We start from the raw sequence: 22,732 nt of genomic DNA, 5'->3' as shown, positions 1-22,732 counted from the left end.
GGGGTTTGTTGACCTGCATGAATGCTCTCCCGTCGGGGGTGCGCGGAGCTAGCGGCGCGCCCAGGCGCCCGGGTCTTCGGTGAGCGCGTCGACGAAGCCGGGCAGCTGATCGCTCGCGATGTCGGCGATGGTGACGTTTTCCAGGACCGCACGGATATTGACCCGCAGCGCGATCCACACCCGCTGCAACGGCCGCGCCGCGCCGGGATAGTGGACGTCCTCCGGCCGCGCGCCGCGCACCGAGGCGAGAGGGCCTTCGATCGCGCGGATCACGTCGGCGATGGAGATCTCGGCGGCGGGCCTGGCCAGCCAGTAGCCGCCGTCCGGACCGCGCCTGCTGATCACCAGTTCGGCGCGGCGCAGTTCGCCGAGCACCGACTCGAGCACCTTGGGTGGAATCCGCTGGGCGGTGGCGATCGCTTCGGCTTTGACCGCAGGGGCGACCTGCACGAGGGGTGCGCCCAGCCCGGCCACGGATTGGTCCAGCCGCGGCGCACTGGCGATTTCGAGCAGCGTCCGCACCGCGTAATCGACCTTCGCGGTGATGTGCACAGCGGTGACTCCTGGCGTCGAGATGGGATGACTCGAATCTACGCGGCGCCGCCGCCTGCCAGCACGCAGGTTGCGGCGTCCAGCAGTGACGATTCCACCAGCGAGTCGTCGGCACCAGGCACGAGTTCCTTGGACACCAGCGCCACACCGATCACCTCCAGCGCCGCGCAAGCGCGCAGCTGCGCCTCCTCGGTGGCGTCCGGCCCGGCCAGCCACTCGCGCAGTGCCCGGCTGGCGTTGACCAGATCCGGATAGCGGTCGGCCATGGCGTTGATGATCGCCACGGTGTCGCGCACGACCAGGGCCCCCGCGTCGCGGTGATGGATCAGGCCGCGCAGATACGCTCGCAGAACCTGACGGATGCTCTCGGCGTCGTGCGGCACCTGGTCGAGATCGTCCACGACCGAACGCATGTGATCGACGATCGGATCGATGATCGCCAATAGCAGATCGAGCTTCGACGCGTAGTGATAGTAGAGGGACGCCTTTGTGATTCCTACCGCATCCGCGACCTCGCGCAGGCTGGTCTGCTCGAATCCTTTGGCTCCGAACAGCTTCACCGCAGCGTCTCGAATCGCGCTTTTAGTGCCTCCACCTGCGGCGACAGCGCCGGGTGTGTCACGCACAGCCATCCGATGATCCTCTCATCACCTTCGCATCGAGCGAAGTTCGCACGCAGAATAGAGGTTGTACCTCCGCTTAGCTCCTGGGTAGTCTACCTACCGCACGGTAGGCAGAAAGCGTCAGTGGAGGCGGGGCCAGGCAGGGCATCCCCGCGAGTGCTGTCTACACGCAGAACCAGCACGGTCCCAGTCATCGCTAGGAGTAACCACTCGTGTCCGTTTATCTGTATAGATGGGGAAAGTTCGCTTTCCGCCGGAAATGGATAGTCCTTCCCGTCTGGCTCGTCTTGTTCGTGCTCCTCGGTGGCCTGGGGGCACAGCTCAGCAAGCCGATGACCGACGACTTCAGCTTGCCGAACCTGCCTTCCGAACGTGCCAACGAGATCCTCGACAGGCACTTCCCCGGCGCCTCCGCCGCGTTCAAGTTCGACGCGGTCACCGGCACCTACGTCGCCGCTACGCCCGATGGGCAGAAGCTGACCGACCCGGCGAACCGTGCCGCGCTGGACGCGTTCATCGCGAAACTCGGCCAGCTCGACATCGTCGATCACAGCAAGCCGATCGTCGATCCGATCGAAGCGGCCGAGAAGATGGGCTGCTTGGCCAACCCTGACCCGGCGCAGTGCAGTGGCGCGCCGCTGAACGTGCTCAGCAAGACCGCCCCCGAGACCGTGGCGGTGATCAACGTCCCGTTCACGATCAAGACGTTCTCCGACGTGACCGATGAGGATCGCGCGGCGGCCTACGACGTGGCCGCCGACGCGCGCAACGCCGGGCTCACGGTCGAGATGAGCGGCTCGATCGCGCAGAAGCAGGAAGCGCCCAGCGGTAAGTCCGAGATGATCGGCATGGCCGTCGCGCTGGTCGTGATGATCGTGGCGTTCGGTGCGATCGTCGCCGCGTTCGTGCCGATCGTCACCGCCATCGTCGGCCTCGGCGCGGCCACCTCGCTGATCATGGTCGGCACCTCGATGATCGAGGTGCCCAGCTTCACCACGTTCCTCGCCTCGATGATCGGTATCGCGTTGTCCATCGACTACGCGCTGTTCATCGTGTCCAGGTACAAGCACGAACTGGCGGTGCAGGACTCGCCGGAAGAGGCCGTGGGCGCCGCGCTCGGCACGGCGGGCTCCGCGGTGGTGTTCGCCGGCCTGACCGTCATCATCGCGCTCGGCGGCCTGAGCGTCGTCGGTGTGAAGTTCATGACCTTCATGGGTCTGGGTGGCGCGATCGCCGCCGCGTTCGCGGTGCTCACCGCGATCACGCTGATGCCGGCGCTGATCGGCGCGTTCGGCCGCTTCCTGTTCAAGCCGAAGCTGCCACTGGTGGCACAGCACGACCCCGAGGACGACAACTCGGTCACCAACGGCATGCGCTTCGGCAAGCTGATCGGCAAGGCGCCGTGGGCCGCCCTGGTCCTCAGCGTCGTGGTGCTCGGCGCGCTCGCCGCGCCCGCCGCCGGCCTGAACCTCGGCCTGCCCGGCGAGGACAGCATGCCGAAGACCTCTACCGTCCGCAAAGCCTATGAGCTGCGCACCGAAGGCTTCGGCGAAGGCAGCAACGGCATTCTGAACGTGGCCGTCGATCTGACCAACGTCCCCGCCGACAACCGGGAGGCGGCGGTCGACGCTCTGCGCGCCAAGCTCGCGTCCTACCCGGGCATGGATTACGTGACCGCACCGCAGTGGAGCGAGGACAAGGCGGGCGCGCTGCTGGACGGTGTGCCGAAGTCGGGCCCGAACAACCAGGACACCAAGGACCTGGTGCAAGACGCCCGAGAGGCCGAAGGGGCGCTGAAGGCCGAGTACGGCATCGAGTACGGAGTCACCGGCACCACGGCGATCTACGCGGACATCGACCACGTGCTGCTCAGCAAGATCGTGCCCTACCTGGCGCTCGTGGCCGGCGCCGCGTTCGTCCTGCTGATCCTGGTGTTCCGGTCGATCCTGGTGCCGCTCACCGCGGCCCTCGGGTTCCTGCTGTCGATGGCCGCTACCTTCGGCGCGACCGTGCTGATCTTCCAGGAGGGCGCGCTCGGCCTGATCGAGGATCCGCATCCGCTGGTCAGCTTCCTGCCGATCATGCTGATCGGCCTGGTGTTCGGCCTGGCGATGGACTACCAGGTGTTCCTGGTGACCCGGATGCGCGAAGAGTTCGTGCACGGCAAGTCGCCGACGGAGGCGGTGGTCGCCGGTTACCACCACGGCGCACGCGTCGTGACCGCGGCGGCGATCATCATGATCTCGGTGTTCGGCTCCTTCCTGATGGAGACCGACGTGACGGCCAAGTCCATGGGCTTCGCGCTGGCGGCCGGTGTGCTGCTGGACGCGTTCGTGGTCCGGATGGTGCTGATTCCGTCGCTGCTGGTGATCATGGGCAAGTGGTCGTGGTGGATGCCGAAGTGGCTCGACCGCATCCTGCCCGACATCGACGTCGAGGGCGCGAAGCTGCGTGAGCTGCAGCAGCGTTCGTCCGACACGGCGAAGGAGCCGGTCGGCGTCAGCTGACCGGGGAACCGTCGCTCGGCCCCGCACCCCGACCCGGGGTGCGGGGCCGAGTGCTTCTCACCGGCTCGGTTGCGGGATGTCGCAGGCTCCCACCCGCGGATTCACGCCGGCGTAGTTGAGCGGGCCCGCCAGGGCGGTGAGGGCGATCGTGCCCCAACCGGCGCAGTTGATCGGGGGGCCGCTGTCGAAATAGTGCCGCTGACCGGCCGCTAGCAATCCGATCGCCAGCCAGGCCATCAGCAGGAACCCCAGCAGCCTGGACCCGGCGCTCGGGCCACGTCTGGCACGCGCACGAGATTCGTAATCACGCATCTCATCGGTTCCTTCCGTGCTCCCCCGTGCGCGGGAGATACCCGGCTTCCCCGCGGTTATCCAATCGGTCCCACACAGATCGGACCGACCGGTCGCGCGGCGCGCTCGAGCGCACGAAAACGGACGGCCGGGTGGCGCACGTACCCGGCCGTCCGTCGTGACCCGCCTCTAATTACGGGCTCGGTTGCGGGACATTGCAATCGGCGACCTTCGGGTTCACGCCCATGTAGTTGAGCGGGCCCGAGACGACCGTGACCACGATGGTTCCGAAACCGGCGCAGTTGACCGGTCCGCTGTCGAAATAGTGGCGTTGTGCCGCGGCGATCACGCCGATCAGCAACCAGATCAAGACGATTACACTTCCGATTCTCATGTTTCTCTCGCGCATCGTTCCCGCGCGGATTGTCCGACGGCGCATTTGGCATCGCGTCCTTCCCGCACTTTCCGTATCGGGCGTATACCCCGGATTCCGCCGGTTACCCGCGGTGAAACGGGCAGTTTTCGGATTCGTTCGGCGCGGCGCGATGGGGGTCCGCTGCTAGCGTCGGGGTATGGCGTCGGTGTTGCAGTGGTCGGTCCCCGGATGGGTGATCCTGCTCATGCTGGTGGCGGTCTACGAACTGACCGTGAACAAGCGCCGCAAACGCCGCCGTACCCCGATCTCCGGCACGTTCACCGACGAGTTCACCGCACTGTTCCACTCGACCAAACGAATGGAGCTGGATCATCGCGAATCGGTGTCCATGCTGCGTGACGAGCAGGACCAGGGCGCGCCGCCTCTGCTCGGCGTCGACTTGGAGCGCCGCACGGTCGTGCTGCGCAAGGACGGGGACCGGTAGCGAGTTCCGCTGCGCGCTCGCGATACTCGGCGAAGGCGGCGCGGCTCGGCCAGAATGGGCCCATGGGCGGCTCGATGAGTGAGAAGTGGCAGCGGTTCGGCGAGCACCTCGAATCCGCGCCGGGACGGCTGGCGAGCGGGGTCCGCCGGAGCCTGCGAGCCAGATCCGACGGCACGGCCGGCTCGGACGGCGACGTCCCGCCCGAGCTCGCCGCCTTCGCCGACCTGGTGGCCGACCGGTCCTACCGGGTCACCGAGGACCGGATCGCGGCGCTGCGGGCGGCCGGGCACACCGACGACGAGATCTTCGAGGCGACCGCGCTCGCCGCCTACGGCGCGGCCGACCGGCGTCTGCGCGCCGCGCGACTGGCTTGGGAGGCGTACTGAAATGTGGCTCGAGGCAGTCCGATCCGGGCACGACCGGCCGACCAAGCTCGTGTTGTGGACCATGCGGCGCTTCAGCGGCGTCGAAGTTCCCTCCGTGCTCAAAGTGCTGTTCTACCGGCACAGATTCTTCGGCTCGCCGCTGTCGGAACTGATCCAGGACGCCATGCGCGGACCGTCGTACTGGACCGTGGCCGAACGCGAGATCTTCGCGACGCGGACGTCCCAGGCCAACGAGTGCCCGTTCTGCGCCACCTCGCACGAGGCGATCGCGGGCGCGTACGTCGACTCCGACGTGGTGACTCGCGCGCTGGCCGACGGCGCGGACTCCCCGCTGCGTCCCGAAGCGCGCGTCATGCTCGGATTCCTCGTGAAGATGGCCCGCGACCCGGACGGCTTGACGCCGGAGGACGCCGCGGTGGTCCGCCTGGCGGGTGTCTCCCGGGAAGCGTTCGACGAGGCGGTCTGGGTGGGCACCTGCTTCAACGTGATCAACCGGATGATGAACACCGTCGGAGCGGGCCCGCTGGAGGACAGACAGCGCAGCGTGGGCGCGCGGTTCATCAAACTCGCCGGGTACCGCATGCCGCCGCCGGTGACGTTGTTCTCCCGCGGCGTCTGATTCCATTTCGATCGATCCGCTCGCTTAACGGGTGGATTTGTGTTCTCCTCGAATGGTGAGCCAAGTCCACTTGGGGCACATTTTCCACATCGCCGGAAGTCCTGCTACCGGCGATGCGGCCGACGCATTGGTCGAGGTACCGGACGGTGCTCTGATAATCGATGCCGGCGGCCGCGTCGCATACTGCGGCGCCGGATCCGATATCCCGGCCGCGTATCGCGACGAAGAAGTGTTCGATCACCGGCCCGGATTCCTGCTGCCCGGGTTCGTCGACACACATATCCATTTTCCGCAGACTTTCGCCGGGGACGCCTACGGCGGCGGTCAGCTGCTGGAGTGGCTGGAATTATGTATCTATCCCGCCGAATCCCGCTACGCCGAGCCGGAATTCGCGCGGCTGGCGGCCACCGAATTCTGCGCGCGACGCATCGCGGCGGGTACAACGGCGGCGATGGTCTTCGGATCGGCCTTTCCGCACGCGCAGGACGCACTGTTCACCGAGACCCGGCGGCGTGGTCTTCGGATGGTCAGCGGGCGCGGTATCCAGACGACGGGCGAGCCTTCGGCGACGCCACTGATCACCAGCGAGGACGACGCCATACGCCTGACTAGCGAAGAGATCGACAAATGGCATGCCACTGACACCGGTGATGTGGATACGGCGTTACTGCACGTGGCGATAGTTCCGCGCTTTTCCCTGGCGGTGACTCGGCGGACCTTGAAAAACCTTGGCGACCTGTACGATTCGGTGCGCGACCGCGGAGTATATTTCCACAGTCACCTGAACGAGAACAATCGCCCGGGAACCGGCGAAGTCGACGCCACCAAACAGGCATACGGCGTAGCCACCTATCTCGACACCTACGACGGCAAGTTCCTGCCGGGCTCGGCGGTGGGCGGCAAGAGCCTGCTCGGCAGGCGCAGCATCCTCGCGCACTGCGTGCACTGCCAGGACGCCGAACTGCGGCGGATGGCCGAAACCGGCACGTCGGTCGCACACTGCCCGGTCTCGCAGCAGTTCCTGGGCTCCGGCACCATGCCGTGGCAGCGAACGCTCGCTTCGGGCGTCACGGTGGCCGCGGGCACCGATTACGGCGGCGGCGACGAATGGCTGATTCCGCAAGTGCTGTCGGCCGCGTTCAAGGTGCATATTTCCGAGCCCGGTGAGCACGGCGTCTCGATGCACCCGGCGGAAATGCTGTTCACCGGCACGCTGGCCGGTGCGCGTGCCTTGGACATGGAAAACCGGTTCGGAAATTTCGACGTCGGCAAGGAAGCCGATTTCCTCGTGGTCGAACCGGCGCGCGATCCGGCGCTGAACGGCACACTGGCACACGGCATTCGCTCCGAAGACCCCGCCTTGGCCCGGGCGCAGACGCTGTTCGCGCTGCTGATGGGTATTCGCGAATCCGCGATTGCCGAGGTATACGTGCAGGGCCGCCGCATCGACGTAAGCTGACGCCGTCGATGGACGCGACCGCCACCGCAGTCACGGTCTTTCACCGGCCTGCGGACGAGTCGGCTTTTCGCACCTGGTTGGCGCGAATGACCGAAATTGCCGGCGACAAACGAGGATTCGCGCACTCATCGGTAGCGGTAACCGAAGACCCGCTCCTCGAACCGGGATTGAGCGTTACTTTCCGATCCGAGCCGTTGCTGCACGAGTTCCTGGACTCGACCGAACGCGCGGAAGCGTTGTCCGAGGGCGAAACGCTCGGCTTCCATTGCAAGAGTTCCGATCTGGTCGTCATCGAAGGCGAGCTTCCACCGCCGGGTATCGGCGTATTCCGGCATCATGTCGCACACGAAAAGGAGGCCGAGTTCACGGCGACGGAGGCGCGCCTGATCGCGGCGAGTTCCCGGTTCCCGGGATTCGAGGGCGCCGCGCTTTTTCCGTCCCAGGGCGGGCGCTGGTTCTCGGTGCTCCGCTTCCGCACGGCACGGCAATTGTCGGAATGGATGCGCTCGGACGAACGCGCGGCCGCTCTGCCGGAACTGCGCTCGAAGCTGACCGAGGATTTCACCGTGGACGCGCACACCACGCCGTTCGGCTCCACGGTGCGAACGGTCGGCGGCGAGACCCGGATGACGCCGACGTGGAAGATCGCCATGTTGGTGCTGCTGGTGCTGTATCCGACGGTGATGGTGCTGTCGCGCTTCCTCGGCCCGGTACTGGACCGGCTGGGAGCGCAACCGTGGCTGGCGATGTGGCTGAGCCAGATCGTGAGCGTGGGCTTGATGAGCTACTTCCTGTCGCCCGCGGTCGCGAGCTACTTCCGGCGGTGGCTCGACCCGATCGACGGCGCGGGGCGGCGGATCAGCATCGTGGGGGCAGCGGTCGTCGTCGTGCTCTACGCGGTGACGCTGCTGCTTTTCGCGTCCGTGCGATGGCTGCAGTACTGGGACTACAACGACTGAGCGGCTAGGACAGATCGAGATGCCGATTCATCGACATCGCCGCCTCGGCCAATTCGGGAAGCTCCACCACCGTGACCCCCGCCTGCCGGAGTTTCTCCACTCCGACGCAGTTCACCACGAAGGTCGACGGCTCCCGCCACGCGATCACCACGACCGGGATACCGGCCCGCAGGATCCGATCGGTGCACGGCACCCGATCCTTCGTCCCACGCTCCGAACAGGGCTCCAACGTGCTGTAGAGCGTTGCCTGTGCCAGCCGCGGATCCGACGGTTCGAGCTTGCCGAGCGCGGCCTCCTCGGCATGCTCCTTGGGATCGGACTCGCGGGAATATCCCGTCGCGATCTCCGCACCGTCGGCGACGATCACCGCGCCCACCGAGAACGCGCCCTCGGCCACCGGGCACAACCGCGCGAGCTCGATGGCCCGGTTCATCCAATAGTGATGGTCGGGACCGGTCATCGGGTCGACCTCCTTCCACTGGCGGCGAACTCGCCCTGCACGAGAAGAGAAAAGCCCCTCACCTGCGCTGACAGGTAAGGGGCTGTGGCGGTGGCGGAGGGATTTGAACCCTCGGAGGGGGGTTACCCCTCACACGCTTTCGAGGCGTGCTCCTTAGGCCGCTCGGACACGCCACCGCCGACAACCATACCGGACCCTCGCCGGATCACTAAATCGCCAAGAGACCCGCGGAAACGCGACTTCAGCGCTGGGTGCGGAAGAACTCGTCGAGCATGGCCGCGCATTCGTCCTCGAGCACTCCGCCGCGGACCTGGGGCCGGTGGTTGAGACGACGGTCACGGACCACGTCCCACAGTGACCCGACGGCGCCGGTCTTCGGCTCCCACGCACCGAAGACCAGGCGGCCGACCCGCGCGAGCACCAGCGCGCCCGCGCACATCGTGCACGGCTCCAGCGTGACGGCCAAGGTCGCGCCCTCCAGCCGCCACCCGTCGCCGTGCACCGCGGCGGCACCGCGCAACGCCAGGATCTCCGCATGCGCGGTGGGATCGCCGAGCGCTTCGCGCGCGTTCGCGGCGCGGGCGAGTTCCCTGCCTGCGGAGTCGAATACGACCGCGCCGACCGGCACGTCACGATCCCCGGCGGCTGCCGCGGCGTCGAGGGCAGCCCGCACCATGTCGGCGTCCGAGCGGATCGGGACGTTCGGTAGGGCAGCCACGTCAGCGCGGCAGCTTGTCCAGCACCGCGGAGAGTTCGTTGGCGAAGCCGAGACGCTGGGCGATCATGCCGAGCTGCTCGTCCGGATAGAGATCGGTCTCGGCGAGGATGACGCTCAGCACCGGTTCGGGCAACCCGAGGTCGGCGAGTACACCGAGGTCGCCCTCCTCCCACGGCTCGACGTCGTCCAATTCGTCCGGATCGATATCGGGGATTTCCACGTTCAGGGCTTCCAGGACATCGGCGGCGATGTCGTAATCAATCGCGGCCGTGGCGTCCGACACCAGCATCCGGGTCCCGCTCGGCGCGGGCCGTAGCACGATGAAGAACTCGTCGTCGATGTCGAGCAATCCGAACACCGCCCCGGAACTGCGCAAAGCCTTCAGTTCGGTTTCCGCGGCGGACAAATCGGTGAGCGCGTCCCGGCTCAGCGGACTGCACCGCCATTTGCCTTCTTCGCGGACAACCGCCACTGCGAACCCTTCCACGTCGTCGTAATCGTCCGACGCCGCCCTGTTCGTGCCCGAGCGCTGTGCTGCCATGGCCGCAACGGTAGTCTGCTCGAGCTGAAATGTTGAAGTCGTATGCCAATCTGTTCCGGTGACTTCGACGGAGAAAGCGCCCGTATGCGTCCTTGGGACCGGGTTGATCGGCGGGTCGCTATTGCGCGCGGCCGTTGCCGCGGGCTACGACGGCTGGGGATACAACCGGTCCGCGGCCGGGGCGCAGGCCGCTCGCACCGACGGATTCGACGTCACCGAAGACCTGCCCGCCGGGCTGCGCCGCGCCGCGCGAACCGGCGCGCTGATCGTCGTGGCGGTGCCGATGCCCGCGGTGGACCATATGCTCTCCGCGATCGCGACCTACGCACCGGAGTGCGCGCTCACCGATGTGGTGAGCGTGAAGGCGCCGGTCGCGGCGGCCGTGCGTGGGCACGGTCTCGCCGACCGGTACGTCGGCGGTCATCCGATGACGGGTACGTCCGAATCCGGCTGGGCACCGACCGATCCGGAGTTGTTCCGCGGCGCGGTGTGGGCGGTGGGCGTGGACGAGGGCACTCGGGTCGACCCGTGGACCCGCGTGGTGCGGCTCGCGCTGGACTGCGGCTCGGTGGTGGTACCGGTGGTGGCCGAGGAGCACGATCGTGCCGTCGCGCGCATCTCCCATCTCCCGCACGTGCTGGCCGAGGCACTGGCCCTGGCGGGCGCCGCAGGGGGTGACCTCGCGCTGGGACTGGCGGCGGGGTCGTTCCGGGACGGCACCCGGGTGGCGGGCACAGCCCCCGATCTGGTTCGCGCGATCTGCGAACCGAATTCCGCCGCGCTACTGGAAGTCCTCGACGAAACGCTCACCGTCCTCGGCTCGGCTCGCGACAGTCTGCACGCCGAGCGGTCCCTCGCGGATCTGGCCGAGGCCGGGCACGATGCGCGCCGACGCTACGAATCCGCGCGGCGCTGGGAGATCACGGATGTCCGCCCGGGCGACCGCGATTGGCTGGAAAACTTGCGCGCCGCGGGTGCGCGCGGCGGCGTCATCACCCGGCTGAGCTGAACTCGCGGCGCCCGCCGAACTCGACGTCATCGCAGGTCCGCCTTCAATGGCAGCCGTGGCCCCAGCCGGTCCGGCAGTGCGCGCCACACGGGTCCCCACTGAGACCCGAAAACCACCCCCGGCGTGGACGCGACGATCCGGCCCTCCGCGCGACAGCTCGGCGCAACAGCGTCACGCCTCGTATGACGCCGTTGCGAGTGGCGCCGTGTCAGATCCGTTCGGCCAGGCCCGGGTAGTCCAGCAGGAAGCCGTCGGCGTCCACCGTGACCGTGGCGCTGGAGACCGGCGAGAGCACGCTGATGCCGTCGGCGGCGCTGCTGTAGATCAGCGTGGCCTCCTGGACCAGCAGATCGGGCAGGCGCACGTAGACCACCGGCACCTGCACGTCCTCGACCGCGTGCTGCAGGTCGTAGCGGCGGATGGGCAGGGTGTTGAAGAACGGGCTGAGCACCACATCCACGTCGAGGGCGCCGGCGAAGGTGGAGCGCACGTGGTTGCCGCCCGCGTCGACGAGCCAGTAGTTCTCCTCGTCGCGGGCGATCGAGGCGTGCCGCTCACCGGCGGCCGTCGTGGTCCGCAGCGACAGCCGCTTCGTCACGCCGTTCTCGTCGGTGACCAGGTCGTAGGACGCGCTGAACGCCGGGTGCTCCCCGCTCGCGCCGCCGATCATGCGCCCGGCGGCGCGGATGCGGTTGCCGTTGAGCTGCACCCGCACCGACTCCATCCGGGTCGCGTCGTGGGCGCGCCAGGTGAGGATCGCCGGCCACCGGGATTCCTGCGTGCTCGCGGCGGGGCTCTCGGGGTCGGGGGCTGGGGTTGTCACGTATCTACCGTAAGCGACACCCAGCCCCCGCCCGCACAACCGCCGCTCATCACACGAGCGACTCTCGCCATGCCGCGTGCAGGTCGGCGAACCGGCCGGTCTCCGCGATCAGGGCTTCGGGACTGCCGTCCTCGACGATCCGGCCGGACTCCAGCACCAGCACCCGGTCCGCGATCGCCACCGTGGACAAGCGGTGCGCGATGATCACCGCCGTGCGGCCGCGCAGCACGGTCTCCAGGGCATGCTGCACGAGCCGCTCGCTGGGGATGTCCAGGCTCGAGGTGGCCTCGTCCAGCACGATCACGGCGGGATCGGCGAGGAACACCCGCGCGAACGCGACCAGCTGCCGCTGGCCCGCCGAGAGCCTGCCGCCGCGCTTGCGCACATCGGTGGCGAAGCCCTCGGGCAGCGCTTGCACGAAGTCGTACAGACCGACGGCGCGCGCCGCGGCGAACACCTCGGCGTCGGTGGCCTCCGGCCTGCCGAGCCGGATGTTGTCGGCCACCGAACCGGAGAACAGGTAGGACTCCTGGGTGACCATGACCACGTTGCGACGCAGGTCGGCGTCGGACAGGTCGCGCAGGTCGACGCCGTCCAGGGTGACCACGCCGCCGGAGGGGTCGTAGAACCGCGTCAGCAGCTTCGCCAGCGTCGACTTGCCCGCGCCGGTCGCACCCACCAGCGCGATCACCTGCCCGGCCGGGATGTCCAGGGTGAATTCCGGCAGCACCGGCCGTGCCCGGCGATCGGAACGGCCGGAGGGGGAGCCGGCGAAGTCTCCGGAGGACGCGCCTGCCGGAGCGTCGGCCGGCGAACCAGCCCCGTAGCCGAACCACACCTTCGCCATCCGCACCGCGCCGGAGGCCTTCTCCAGCGCCACCGGGTGGGCGGGCTCGGGCACCGACGGCTCCTCCTCGAGCACGCCCGAGATCTTCTCCAGCGCCGCCGCCGCGGACTGGTAGGCGTTGAACACCTGCGCCAGCTCGTCCAGCGGCCCGTAGAACTCGTTGAGGTACAGCAGGTAGGCCGCGAGCACGCCGACCGCGAGATCGCCCTCGATCACCCGCCAGGCGCCGACCACGATGATGATCACCGTGGTCAGGTTGCCGAGCAGTTTGGTCAGTCCCGCGTAGTCACCCATGCCGCGCATGGCCGCGGTGGTCGCGTGCCGATATTCGGCGTCCTCGACCGCGAGCACCGACTCGTTGCGCTGCTCACGGCGGAACGCCTGCACCGCCCGCATGCCGCCCATCGACTCGACGAACTGCACCACCACCTTGGCGATCGCGGCGCGAGTGCGGCGGTAGCCCGCCCGCTGCCTGCGCTGCGCCCAGCGGGTGACCACCACCAGCGGGACGAATCCGGCCAGCACGATCGCGGCGAGGGTCTGGTCCAGGTAGATCAGCAGCGCCGCGATGGTGAGCACCGACAGGATCGCGCTCAGCGCCTGGTTGAGCGCGCTTTCCAGCAGTTCCTGCAGGGTCTCGATGTCGCCGGTGAGCCGGGCCACCACCTTGCCGGAGGTGTACTTCTCGTGGAAGGCGACGCTGAGCCGCTGCACATGCGTGAACGCGCGCACACGCAGGTCGAACAGCACGCTCTGGCTGAGCCTGCCGGACACCCGCAGGAAGGAGAACGTGCAGACCACGCCGAGCAGGACCGAGCCGAGGTAACCGGCCACGGTCCAGGCCAGCGGCGCCCAGTTTCCCTCGACACCGCGCGCGATGCCGGTGTCGAGTGCGTGCGCGATGAACAGCGGCGCCGACACCATCGCGATGTTGTCCAGCACGATGAGCACCAGCGCGAGGACGGCGAGCTTGCGGTAGGGCTTCACCAGGTCGAGCAGCAGCCGCCGGGAGCGGCCGGCCAGCACCAGGTTTCCGGTCTCGGTGACCTCCTTGTCCTCACCCGCGATGCCGCGCCAGTCGGCCGCCGCTTCCTCGCGTGTCGAAACATCTTCCGGCGCATCATCTTTCGAGACCGTGGTCGTACTCATCGCTACTCACCTCCCATCAGTTCGCGGTAGCTTCTGCTGGTACGCAGCAAGTGATCGTGGGTTCCCTCGGCGACGATCCGGCCCTCGGCGAGCACCGCCACCCGGTCGGCCAGCGCCGCCGTGGACGGACGATGCGCGACGAGCAGCGTGGTCGCGTCGGCCAGCACGGTGCGCAGGCGGGCCTGCACCCGCTCCTCGGTCTCCACGTCCAGCGCGGACAGCGGGTCGTCGAGCACCATGATCCGGCTGTGCTTGCCCCCGCCCGCGCCGGTGAGCACCGCGCGGGCCAGCGCGAGGCGCTGCCGCTGACCGCCCGACAGGCTCAGGCCCTGCTCGCCGATCCTGGTGTCCAGCCCCCAGGGCAGGTCGTCCACGAATTCGGTGGCCTGCGCGACCTCCAGCGCGCGGCGCACGTCGGCGTCCGTGGCGGCCGGATCGCCGAGCGCGACGTTCTCCCGCACGCTGGCGGAGAACAACACCGGGTCCTCGAACGCCGCCGACACCAGCGAGCGCAGGTCGGCGACCCGCATCGCCGCGATGTCGATGCCGTCGATGGTGATCGCGCCACCCGTCACGTCGTACAGGCGCGGGATCAGATTCAGCAGTGCCGTCTTGCCGCTGCCCGTCGCCCCGACCAGCGCCACCGTCTCGCCGGGCCGCACGCGCAGCGACACATCCCGCAGTACCTCGCCTTCGGCGTCGGGGAAGGCGAAACGCACGCCCTCCAACCGCAATTCGCCGCGAACCTGCTCCGGAAGATCCACCGGGCGGGCCGGGTCGGTGATGTCGACCGGGGTGTCGATGATCTCCCAGTACCGATCGGCCGCGGTGCGCGCGTCGTTCAGTTCGGCGAGCAGGAAGCCGGTCCAGATGATCGGCCACTGCAGGAAGGTCGCCAGCGTGATGCTCGCGATCAAGGTGCCGAGCGTCATCGTGCCGTGCGCCACCGCGTAACCGCCGTAGCCGAGCGCGAACGCGATGGCCAGCCGCGGCAGGCTCACCATGCTCGACCACAAGGTGGCGTCCAGGCGTGCTTTCAACAACTCGGTCTGCCGCAGCTCGTGCGCCTGGGTGGTGAAACGGCGGCCGAAGAACACGCCCCGCCCGAACGCCTTGAGCACCCGCACGCCCTGCGCGGACTCCTCGGCCGTGGTGGCCAGGTCGCCGGACTGGTCCTGGGAACGCCGCGAGGCCACCGAATACCGGCGCTCGAAGCGAACGCAGATGATCGTCAGCGGGATCGAGATCACGCCGAAGATCAGGCCGATCGGCGGGTTCAGCCCGATCAGCACGAGCAGGCCGACCGGGATGATCACGGTGTGGATGAGCAGGAACGGTCCCGCGAAGGAGACGAACCGGCGCATGGTGGCCAGGTCGTCGATCGCACGCGACAGCAGCTGACCCGATTCCCACGCGTCGTGCCTGCCGATCGACAGCGCTTGGAGCTTGCGAAAAACTTTGGCGCGCAGCGAAATCTCGAAGCGAGTGGCGGGCGCGGCGATCAGCCAGCGGCGGCCCCACACCCCACCGGCTTCCAGCAGGCCGAGCGCCACGACCACGACCACCGGCCCGAGCACGCCCGCGAAATCGCGGTGGGCGACCGGGCCGTCGATGATCCGCGCGATCATCAGCGGGATCACGACGGCGGTCAGCCCGGCGAGCAGCGCGAGGCCGCTGGCGGCGAGCAGGATGCCGACATGCGGACGCAGATACGGCCAGAATCGGCGCAAGGAATGCAGGCGGCCTGTGGCGGCGGGCCGCTCCGTTCTGTCGGCCTCCGGTTCGGCCGACGAAACGTCCAGTGCGACAGACAAAACTCCCCCTCGAGGTATGTGACTGGCGGCGGAGAGCAAGACCTCCGGTGATGTTCGCATCGGGGTCCGACATTCCAGGGTCGCACCGCGGCGTGCGTCGGCCAACCGATTTTTCGGCCGCTGTGACGCATCCGTGCTGGACAGCGCGCGCGGCGCGACAAAGGGTTTCGGCACTCACGCACCCAGAGAACAACCTCGAGCGACCTCGAGGTCAAGCCCGCCGGATCTGGACTCCGTCACATGCTGATCGGCGCCGGATATTTGCGCGTCACCGATCGCGACCGCTACCTCGACCATTGCCGGGAGGCGGTGGCGCTCGCCCGCGCCACCGAAGACTGCCTGGACTTCACGCTCGGCGCCGACCTGCTCGAACCCGGTCGGGCGAACGTCTACGAGCGCGCGGGACGACCCGTGCCGCGGTGGAACGCTTCCGCGGCACGGGCACCTCGAGCGACCTCGACGCCCAGATCGTGGGCGCGCTGCGCTAGCCCGCCACCACCGTTTCGGAATCCCAGTCCTGCGCCTCGTCCGGGAACGCCTGCTGCTGGTGGCCCCCGCGCAGCGTGCCCTCCGAGTAGGCCGCCCGGCACGCGCGGCGGGCGATCTTGCCGCTGGACGTGCGCGGAATCGAACCCGCGGGCACCAGCAGCACGTCACGGACCATGACACCGTGGCGCCGCGCGATCGCGGCCCGCACCGTGTCGGCGATCGACTCCGACTCGAGCTTGCCCGCGCCGGTATTGCGCTCGGCGACGATCACCAACTGCTCGGAGGTGTCCTCGGCGTCGAACGTCAGGCCGGAGTGGCTGCTCCGCTCGAAGACCAGCGCGGGCAGTTCGTTGGCAGGCACCGAGAACGCCGCGACGAAGCCGGGGCGCAGCGCCGTGCTGGATTCCTGAGCGGAGAACTCCAGATCCTGCGGATAGTGGTTGCGACCGTCGACGATGACCAGATCCTTGACCCGTCCGGTGATGTACAGCTCGCCGTCGAGATACGCGCCGAAATCGCCGGTGCGCATCCAGTTGGCGTCCTGCGGTGTGCCCTCCGCGTGACTGCCCTCGGGCAGGCGCGCGGTCAGCTGGGCGCGGAAGGTGGCCTCGGTCTCCTCGGGCCGCCCCCAGTACCCGATGCCCATGTTCTCGCCGTGCAGCCAGATCTCACCGACTTCGCCGTCTCCGCGCTCGGTGCCGTGCTCCGGGTCGACGATCACCGCCCACTGCGACCGCGCGACGTATCCGCAGGACACCTGCGCGATGGCGTTGTCGGCGTCCGGGTCCACCTCGACCATCCGCCCGGCGTTCAACTCGGTCCGGTCGACATACACGACCTTCGCCTTGTCCTCGGCCCGGGTGGCGGAGACGAACACCGTGGCCTCGGCCATGCCGTAGCAGGGCTTGATCGCCGTCTCCGGCAACCCGTACGGCGCGAACGCCTCGTTGAACTTCTTCATCGACGACACCGAGACCGGCTCACTGCCATTGATCAGCCCGATCACATTGGACAGATCCAATTCCTCCCCCGGCTTGGGCTTGCCGCGCGCCGCGGCGTGCTCGAACGCGAAGTTCGGCGCGGCGGCGAAGGTTCCGGCGCCGTCGGAGGCCGCGGCCAGTTCCTTGATCCAGCGATAGGGGCGGCGTACGAAGGCGCTCGGCGACATGATCGTGATGAACCCGCCGCCGACCGTCGGCAGGATCACGCAGAGCAGGCCCATGTCGTGGAACAGCGGCAACCAGGTGACCCCGCGCGAATGCTCGGTGACTCCGATGGCGTCGATCATCTGCAGCAGATTCGTGCCCACCGCGCGATGGGTGATCTCCACGCCCGCGGGCGTCCGCGTGGATCCCGAGGTGTATTGCAGGTAGGCGACACTGTCGATGTTGACGTCCGGGCGCACCCAGGAGGCGCCGACGCTGTCCGGGATCGCCTCCACCGCGATGATCCGCGGACGCTGCGACGGCGGCAGGTGCCGGAAGAATTTCCGCACGCCACTCGCCGCGGAGCCCACCGTGAGGATCGCGGCGGGCGCGCAGTCGCCCAGCACCGCGTGCAGGCGGTCGGTGTGGCCCTGCTCCTCCGGATCGAACAGCGGAACCGCGATATTGCCCGCGTACACCGCGGCGAACAGGGAAACGACGTAGTCGAGCCCTTGCGGAGCGAGAATCGCCACCCGGTCGCCCCGCCCCGTGACCTGTTGCAGCCGGGCCGCCACCGCGCGCAGGCGCACACCGAACTGCTGCCAGGTGAGTTCGTGGTATTCGCCGTCCCGTTCCCGGGAGTAGTCGATGAAGCGGTAGGCGAGGCCGTCGCCGTTCTCCGCGCTGTGTTTGTCGACGAAGTCGATCAGGGTCTTGTCCCCGCGGATTTCGATATTGCCCTGATCGTCCAGATAGTCGTCGAAGGTTTCGTCGATCATCGCCTTATCCTTTTCCAGCGCACAGACACTCAGGCCGTGCAATGACACCGAACACAGGTCGATAACGAAGCGTCGGGAAGGCTAGCAGGTGTCCCGGCCACCTGCCGGTCAGTACCGGCCGAAGGCGAGCGCCACATTGTGCCCGCCGAATCCGAAAGAGTTGTTCAGGGCGTAATCGATACGGCCGGGCCTGGCGCTACCGCGCACCACGTCGAGATCGATCTCGGGGTCCAGCGTGTCCAAATTCAGCGTGGGTGGAACGATTTCGTCTCGCACGCTGAGCACCGTGAGCACCGATTCGAGCGCACCGACCGCGCCGATGGAATGACCGAGGGCCGATTTGGGCGCGTAGACCGACGCGTGGTCACCCACTGCCTGGCGGATCGCGCGCGCCTCCGCCGTGTCGCCGATCGGAGTGGCGGTCGCGTGCGCGTTGACGTGCGTGACATCGTCCTTGGCCAGACCGGCCGTCCGCATCGCCCGCGTCATCGCGCGCGCGGCCCCGACGCCCTCGGGGTCCGGCGCGACCAGGTGGAAGCCGTCGGAGGTGATGCCGGCGCCCATCAGGCGGGCGTGGATGCTCGCGCCGCGCGCCTTGGCGTGCTCCTCGGTCTCCAGCACCATCAGCGCGCCCGCCTCACCGAAGACGAATCCGTCCCGGTCGGCGTCGAACGGACGCGAGGCGCTCTTCGGCGCGTCGTTGCGGGTGCTCATGGCGCGCATCATGGTGAACGCCGCGATCGCGAGGGCCTGGATCGAACCCTCCACACCGCCGGTGACCACCACGTCGGCGTCGCCCATGACGATCGTCCGCCACGCGTTCGCGATCGCCTCCGCACCGGAGGAACACGCCGACACCGGCGTCGTCACACCGGCTCGCGCACCGATCTCCAGCGCGACGCAGGCCGCGGCGCCGTTCGGCATCACGGCCTGGACGGTGTAGGGCGACACCTTGCGGTAGCCCCCGTTGCGCAGCTTGTCCCGAGCGTGGATCATCGCCTCCGCGCCGCCGAGCCCCGTGCCGATGGCCACCCCGAGACGGTGCTTGTCCACTTCGGGGCTGCCCGCGTTGCGCCAGACCTCACGCCCGAGCACGAGGGCCAGCTGCTCCACGTAGGAGAGCCTGCGGGCCTCCGCCACGTCCAGATACGTGGCGGGCGCGACCTCGAGGTGCCCGCCGATACGGACCGGCAGCTCGAATTCATCGATGAAATCGTCCTCCAGGACGTCGATGCCGCTGTCGCCGTTGAGCAGGCCCTTCCACGTGGAATCCACGTCACCCGCGATGGACGTGGTCGCCGCGAGGCTGGTCACCACCACAGAGGGGAACTGTCCGTTTTTCGTGGAAGGCATCTGCATGTTTCGCTCACTTTCCCTAGCGTCGCTCTGGAACTTCGTCGAGCAAAAGCAATGCGCGAACGCGCGCCACCAGGATCGTGGGCGGCCCGCACGGATGGCACTGGAGCGCAGGCGGAACGGCCGGTCATCACGTCCGTGTGCGACCACCCCTGTGCATTATTGGAAATTCGCACCGATCGCACTGCGTGACACGCGGACGCTACCAGGTGCCGAAGACGATGGTCGCGTACTTCGGGGATCACCCCGACGACTCGAGTAACCTGCTCCCCGGGCACGGGACGCGCGGGCGGCGTCCGGTGTGGACGCGAGAAAGGGAAGGTCGTTGACGGGCGCGCGGATGGTCGGGCTGTTCGCCGGGATCGGCGGGCTCGAGCTCGGCCTCGGCAGGCACGGCTGGCACACCGAGCTGCTGTGCGAGATCGAGCCCGGCGCCCAAGGCGTGCTCGCCGCCCGTTTCCCGGATGTGCCCCTGCACGCCGACATCACCCGGCTGCGCGCGATCCCGGCGGGGACGGAGCTGGTCGCGGCCGGATTCCCGTGCCAGGACCTATCCCAGGCCGGGCGCACCGCGGGCATCACCGGCACCCGCTCGGGTCTGGTCGATGAGGTGTTCCGGCTGGTGCGCCGCAAGCGCGGCCCACGCTGGCTGCTGATCGAGAACGTGCCGTTCATGCTGCAACTGGGCCGCGGCGCGGCCATGCGGCACATCACCGGCGCGCTCGACGAACTCGGCTACACCTGGGCCTACCGGGTGGTGGACGCCCGCGCGTTCGGTCTGCCTCAGCGCAGGCAGCGGGTACTGATGCTGGCTTCTCGCACCGAGGACCCGCGCGCGGTGCTGTTCGGCGAGGACGCCGGTCCCCGCACGACCGGCGATCCCGACATCGATCCGTGCGGCTTCTACTGGACCGAGGGGGTGCGCGGGCTCGGCTGGGCGGTGAACGCGGTACCGACGCTGAAAGGCGGCTCCGCGCTCGGCATCGCCAGCCCACCCGCGGTGCGGCTGCCCTCCGGGGAGATCGTCACGCCCGGCATCGCCGACGCCGAACGCCTGCAGGGCTTCGACGCGGGCTGGACGGCGCCCGCGACCGAGGTGCCGGGCGTGCGGAAGGGCCACCGCTGGAAGCTGGTGGGCAACGCGGTGAGCGTGCGGATGGCGGCCTGGGTCGGCTCGCGACTGGCCGCCCCGCTCGATCCGATCTCCGGCGATCAACCGCTGGCGCCGGGTACGCCGTGGCCGGTCGCCGCGTGGGGGCACGGCGGTGTGGCCTATCGGGTGCCGGTCTCCACCTGGCCGGTGCACGAGCCGTACGAGGACTTGACCCACTTCCTCACCGAGGCGCAGTTGCTCTCCGCCCGCGCGACAGCCGGCTTCCTGCGCCGCACCACCATGGGCAGTCTGCGTTTCCCGCCCGGCTTCCTCGCCGACGTGGAATGCCATCTGGACCGGATGGGCGGTTGGGCGGCATGAACCGGCGGCCCCTCACCGATGCGGTCACCAGTGCGCGGATGGCGCGCCAACGGCGCAGCGGAACCGATCCCGAGCTCGCTCTGCGCCGGGAACTGCATCGGCGCGGGCTGCGGTATTTCGTCGACCGCGCACCGATCCGCGGGCAGCGCCGACGCGCCGACCTGGTGTTTCCGCGGCGGCGGGTCGCGGTCTACGTGGACGGCTGTTTCTGGCACCGTTGCCCGCAGCACGCCACCGATCCGAAGAACAACGCCGAATGGTGGGCCGCCAAGCTGGCCGGCAACGTCGCGAGGGATCGAGCCACCGACGCGGCGCTGATCGCGGCGGGATGGCACGTGGTCCGCATCTGGGAGCACGAGGATCCCGTCAGCGCGGCCGACCGCGTCCAAGCGACGCTGTCAGCGGTGTCGAACCCGCACGAGTGAACGGGGGGCGTGAGCGGCCAGGTAGCCGGACACCACCATCACCGTGATGACCGCGATTCCGGCAGCGGCAGTCGCGAAACCGAGCATGGGACCTCCTCGAGTTGCAGCTGTCGTCCAGCGTGCCGGGCGAAGCTGACAAGACCCTGTGTCCCGGATGGTAATGATGTGTGCGGCCTGCCGCTGCCCGGCACGCTCTAGCAACCAGCACAATGAGGACGTGACGGGTGGCCCGGAGATCGCCGTTCGGCGCGTGCGACCGGCAACGGTGCTGGTCGCCGCGGCCATCGCGATCGCCGGGCTCTGCTACTCGTCCTGGGTGCTCCAATTCGTGCTGCCGATCGACGTCGACCCGGTCGACACATTCCTCAGCGAACTGGACGCGCAGGGCAAGCCGTACCGGGAGGTGTTCGCGACCGCGGACCTGATCGTCGGGGCACTGCTCATGCCCGCCGCGATCGCCGGACTTGTGTTGTCGCCGCGCCGCAGGTTGACCACGATCGGCTGGATCGCGCTGTTCTGCTTCGGCGCGGCGACCATCGCCGACGTCCTGCTACCGCTGCGCGACTGCACTCCGGGCGAGAGCGGGTGCGGCGGCCCGCGCGAACTGTTCCCGCAGCTGCATCAGCCGCACGCCCTGACGAGCACGCTGGCGGTCACCTCGATCGCGGTCGCCGCCTCCGCCTTCAGCGTTGCCGCGTTCCGCTATGGGCGCCGGCGGGTGCTCCGCGAATTCGGTCTCGTCGTTTTGCTGATCGGCGCGCTGGCGACGGTGTGGATGCTGGTGGCCGAGAACCTGCCAGGGAACTACGCCCTCGGGATCGCCCAGCGGATTCAGGTGGGGGCGATGTCGCTGTGGTTGATCGCGCTGGCCGCGGCGGTGGTCGTGGAGGGGCACGAGCGGGGCGAACCGAGCTAGTCGGCCAGGCGAAAACGGCAGTGCCATCGGGGCGGCACCCGGCTGTCCGCCACCTGGCCGCGCCGGCGCCCGTGCGATGCTTTCGCGCATGAGTGATCGCGTGAACATCTCCTCGGGTTCGGAGTTCGAAGACATCGTCGGCTACTCGCGGGCGGTCCGGCTCGGCAATGTCATCGCGGTCAGCGGAACGACCGCCTCGGCGCCCGGCGGGACGGCCGTCGGCGGCGACGACATCGGCGAGCAGACCAGGGAAACCCTGCGGCGCATCGGCTCCGCGCTGGAGGAGGCGGGCGCGAGCCTGTCCGACGTGGTGCGCACCCGCATCTTCGTCACCGATATCGCGCGCTGGCCCGAGGTCGCCGAGGCGCACGCCGAGGTGTTCGGCGAAATCCGTCCCGCGACGGCCATGTACGAGATCAAAGCCCTGATCAACCCGGCCCTGCTGGTCGAGATCGAAGCCGACGCGATCGTCGGCGGATAGGGCGGATAACGGACCGGCGCAAGCCTTTCGGGCTGCCCGGGCGGGACATT

At 68.6% G+C, this 22,732-nt stretch carries 23 protein-coding genes and 1 tRNA gene; 11 read left to right on the top strand and 13 right to left on the bottom strand.

The annotated features are described in order from the left end of the window. Nucleotides 1-48 precede the first annotated feature (48 nt). On the bottom strand, nt 49-552 hold the full coding sequence (locus ON19_RS01500; protein ID WP_051168432.1) for an RrF2 family transcriptional regulator: 504 nt from the start codon (nt 550-552) through the stop codon (nt 49-51). Nucleotides 553-590: 38 nt separating this feature from the next. Then, a complete protein-coding gene (locus tag ON19_RS01495; RefSeq protein ID WP_043685246.1) occupies nt 591-1,184 on the bottom strand; it encodes a TetR/AcrR family transcriptional regulator in 594 nt (197 codons plus the stop codon). A gap of 203 nt (nt 1,185-1,387) precedes the next feature. Between ON19_RS01495 and ON19_RS01490 the strand changes: the two genes are divergently transcribed. Beyond that, on the top strand, nt 1,388-3,682 hold the full coding sequence (locus tag ON19_RS01490; RefSeq protein WP_043685244.1) for an MMPL family transporter: 2,295 nt from the start codon (nt 1,388-1,390) through the stop codon (nt 3,680-3,682). Between the two features lie 57 nt (nt 3,683-3,739). On the opposite strand, the gene ON19_RS01485 is transcribed toward ON19_RS01490, so the two are convergent. Together ON19_RS01485 and ON19_RS01480 are read right to left on the bottom strand one after the other, a co-directional pair. Further along, on the bottom strand, nt 3,740-3,994 hold the full coding sequence (locus ON19_RS01485) for a hypothetical protein (RefSeq protein ID WP_051168431.1): 255 nt from the start codon (nt 3,992-3,994) through the stop codon (nt 3,740-3,742). 172 nt (nt 3,995-4,166) lie between these two features. After that, the gene (locus tag ON19_RS01480) at nt 4,167-4,367 is read right to left on the bottom strand and encodes a hypothetical protein (protein WP_043685242.1); all 201 of its coding nucleotides are present in this window, start codon (nt 4,365-4,367) and stop codon (nt 4,167-4,169) included. 178 nt (nt 4,368-4,545) lie between these two features. On the opposite strand from ON19_RS01480, the gene ON19_RS01475 reads away from it, so the two are divergent. The 5 genes from ON19_RS01475 (at nt 4,546) to ON19_RS01455 (ending at nt 8,256) form a co-directional block, all read left to right on the top strand. Further along, nucleotides 4,546-4,833, top strand: a complete 288-nt coding sequence (locus ON19_RS01475; RefSeq protein WP_043685240.1) for a DUF6191 domain-containing protein — start codon at nt 4,546-4,548, stop codon at nt 4,831-4,833. A gap of 62 nt (nt 4,834-4,895) precedes the next feature. Beyond that, nucleotides 4,896-5,219, top strand: a complete 324-nt coding sequence (locus ON19_RS01470; RefSeq protein ID WP_043685237.1) for a hypothetical protein — start codon at nt 4,896-4,898, stop codon at nt 5,217-5,219. 1 nt (nt 5,220) lies between these two features. Continuing rightward, nucleotides 5,221-5,838 carry a carboxymuconolactone decarboxylase family protein gene (locus ON19_RS01465; protein ID WP_051168430.1) on the top strand — a complete coding sequence of 206 codons (618 nt, stop codon included), beginning with the start codon at nt 5,221-5,223 and terminating at the stop codon, nt 5,836-5,838. Nucleotides 5,839-5,890: 52 nt separating this feature from the next. Beyond that, entirely contained in the window at nt 5,891-7,297 is a 1,407-nt protein-coding gene (locus ON19_RS01460) for an amidohydrolase family protein (RefSeq protein WP_043685234.1), read from the top strand. 86 nt (nt 7,298-7,383) lie between these two features. Further along, nucleotides 7,384-8,256: a putative antibiotic biosynthesis monooxygenase gene (locus ON19_RS01455; RefSeq protein ID WP_227954555.1), complete on the top strand. Its 873-nt coding sequence runs from the start codon at nt 7,384-7,386 to the stop codon at nt 8,254-8,256. Between the two features lie 4 nt (nt 8,257-8,260). Here the strand turns inward: ON19_RS01455 and ON19_RS01450 are convergent, their stop codons facing one another. From ON19_RS01450 to ON19_RS01435, 4 genes are all read right to left on the bottom strand, one after another. After that, on the bottom strand, nt 8,261-8,716 hold the full coding sequence (locus tag ON19_RS01450; RefSeq protein ID WP_043685228.1) for a deaminase: 456 nt from the start codon (nt 8,714-8,716) through the stop codon (nt 8,261-8,263). An 85-nt stretch (nt 8,717-8,801) separates the two neighbouring features. After that, nucleotides 8,802-8,892: transfer RNA gene (locus tag ON19_RS01445), tRNA-Ser, on the bottom strand. A gap of 65 nt (nt 8,893-8,957) precedes the next feature. After that, entirely contained in the window at nt 8,958-9,392 is a 435-nt protein-coding gene (locus ON19_RS01440) for a nucleoside deaminase (RefSeq protein ID WP_043685225.1), read from the bottom strand. Between the two features lie 43 nt (nt 9,393-9,435). Next, a complete protein-coding gene (locus ON19_RS01435; protein WP_043685222.1) occupies nt 9,436-9,975 on the bottom strand; it encodes a tRNA adenosine deaminase-associated protein in 540 nt (179 codons plus the stop codon). Nucleotides 9,976-10,033: 58 nt separating this feature from the next. Between ON19_RS01435 and ON19_RS01430 the strand changes: the two genes are divergently transcribed. Next, nucleotides 10,034-10,984 carry a prephenate dehydrogenase gene (locus ON19_RS01430; protein ID WP_043685219.1) on the top strand — a complete coding sequence of 317 codons (951 nt, stop codon included), beginning with the start codon at nt 10,034-10,036 and terminating at the stop codon, nt 10,982-10,984. Between the two features lie 208 nt (nt 10,985-11,192). On the opposite strand, the gene ON19_RS01425 is transcribed toward ON19_RS01430, so the two are convergent. From ON19_RS01425 to ON19_RS01405, 5 genes are all read right to left on the bottom strand, one after another. Then, on the bottom strand, nt 11,193-11,807 hold the full coding sequence (locus tag ON19_RS01425) for a putative glycolipid-binding domain-containing protein (protein ID WP_083899087.1): 615 nt from the start codon (nt 11,805-11,807) through the stop codon (nt 11,193-11,195). A 49-nt stretch (nt 11,808-11,856) separates the two neighbouring features. Beyond that, nucleotides 11,857-13,803, bottom strand: coding sequence for an ABC transporter ATP-binding protein (locus ON19_RS01420; protein WP_043685216.1), 1,947 nt, complete (start codon nt 13,801-13,803; stop codon nt 11,857-11,859). 2 nt (nt 13,804-13,805) lie between these two features. Continuing rightward, a complete protein-coding gene (locus ON19_RS01415) occupies nt 13,806-15,617 on the bottom strand; it encodes an ABC transporter ATP-binding protein (protein ID WP_227954554.1) in 1,812 nt (603 codons plus the stop codon). A gap of 484 nt (nt 15,618-16,101) precedes the next feature. Continuing rightward, entirely contained in the window at nt 16,102-18,030 is a 1,929-nt protein-coding gene (gene fadD32 / locus ON19_RS01410) for a long-chain-fatty-acid--AMP ligase FadD32 (RefSeq protein WP_174377655.1), read from the bottom strand. A 108-nt stretch (nt 18,031-18,138) separates the two neighbouring features. Continuing rightward, a complete protein-coding gene (locus ON19_RS01405; RefSeq protein WP_043685213.1) occupies nt 18,139-19,389 on the bottom strand; it encodes a KasA/KasB family beta-ketoacyl-ACP synthase in 1,251 nt (416 codons plus the stop codon). Nucleotides 19,390-19,726: 337 nt separating this feature from the next. Between ON19_RS01405 and ON19_RS01400 the strand changes: the two genes are divergently transcribed. From ON19_RS01400 to ON19_RS01385, 4 genes are all read left to right on the top strand, one after another. Further along, nucleotides 19,727-20,860 (top strand): DNA cytosine methyltransferase, encoded by a 1,134-nt coding sequence (locus tag ON19_RS01400; protein WP_169334150.1) that lies wholly within the window; start codon nt 19,727-19,729, stop codon nt 20,858-20,860. Further along, complete coding sequence (locus tag ON19_RS01395; RefSeq protein WP_043685207.1) at nt 20,857-21,285, top strand: very short patch repair endonuclease; 429 nt, start codon at nt 20,857-20,859, stop codon at nt 21,283-21,285. The genes ON19_RS01400 and ON19_RS01395 overlap by 4 nt, the downstream gene beginning before the upstream one ends. Before the next feature lie 217 nt (nt 21,286-21,502). After that, complete coding sequence (locus tag ON19_RS01390; RefSeq protein ID WP_227954553.1) at nt 21,503-22,201, top strand: DUF998 domain-containing protein; 699 nt, start codon at nt 21,503-21,505, stop codon at nt 22,199-22,201. Between the two features lie 88 nt (nt 22,202-22,289). After that, complete coding sequence (locus ON19_RS01385; RefSeq protein WP_083899086.1) at nt 22,290-22,682, top strand: RidA family protein; 393 nt, start codon at nt 22,290-22,292, stop codon at nt 22,680-22,682. Nucleotides 22,683-22,732 lie beyond the last annotated feature (50 nt).

The organism is Nocardia abscessus NBRC 100374, assembly GCF_000308455.1.
GTDB lineage: Bacteria > Actinomycetota > Actinomycetes > Mycobacteriales > Mycobacteriaceae > Nocardia > Nocardia abscessus.
Note: the sequence above shows the minus strand (reverse complement) of the source record. Positions and strands in the feature narration are given on the sequence as shown.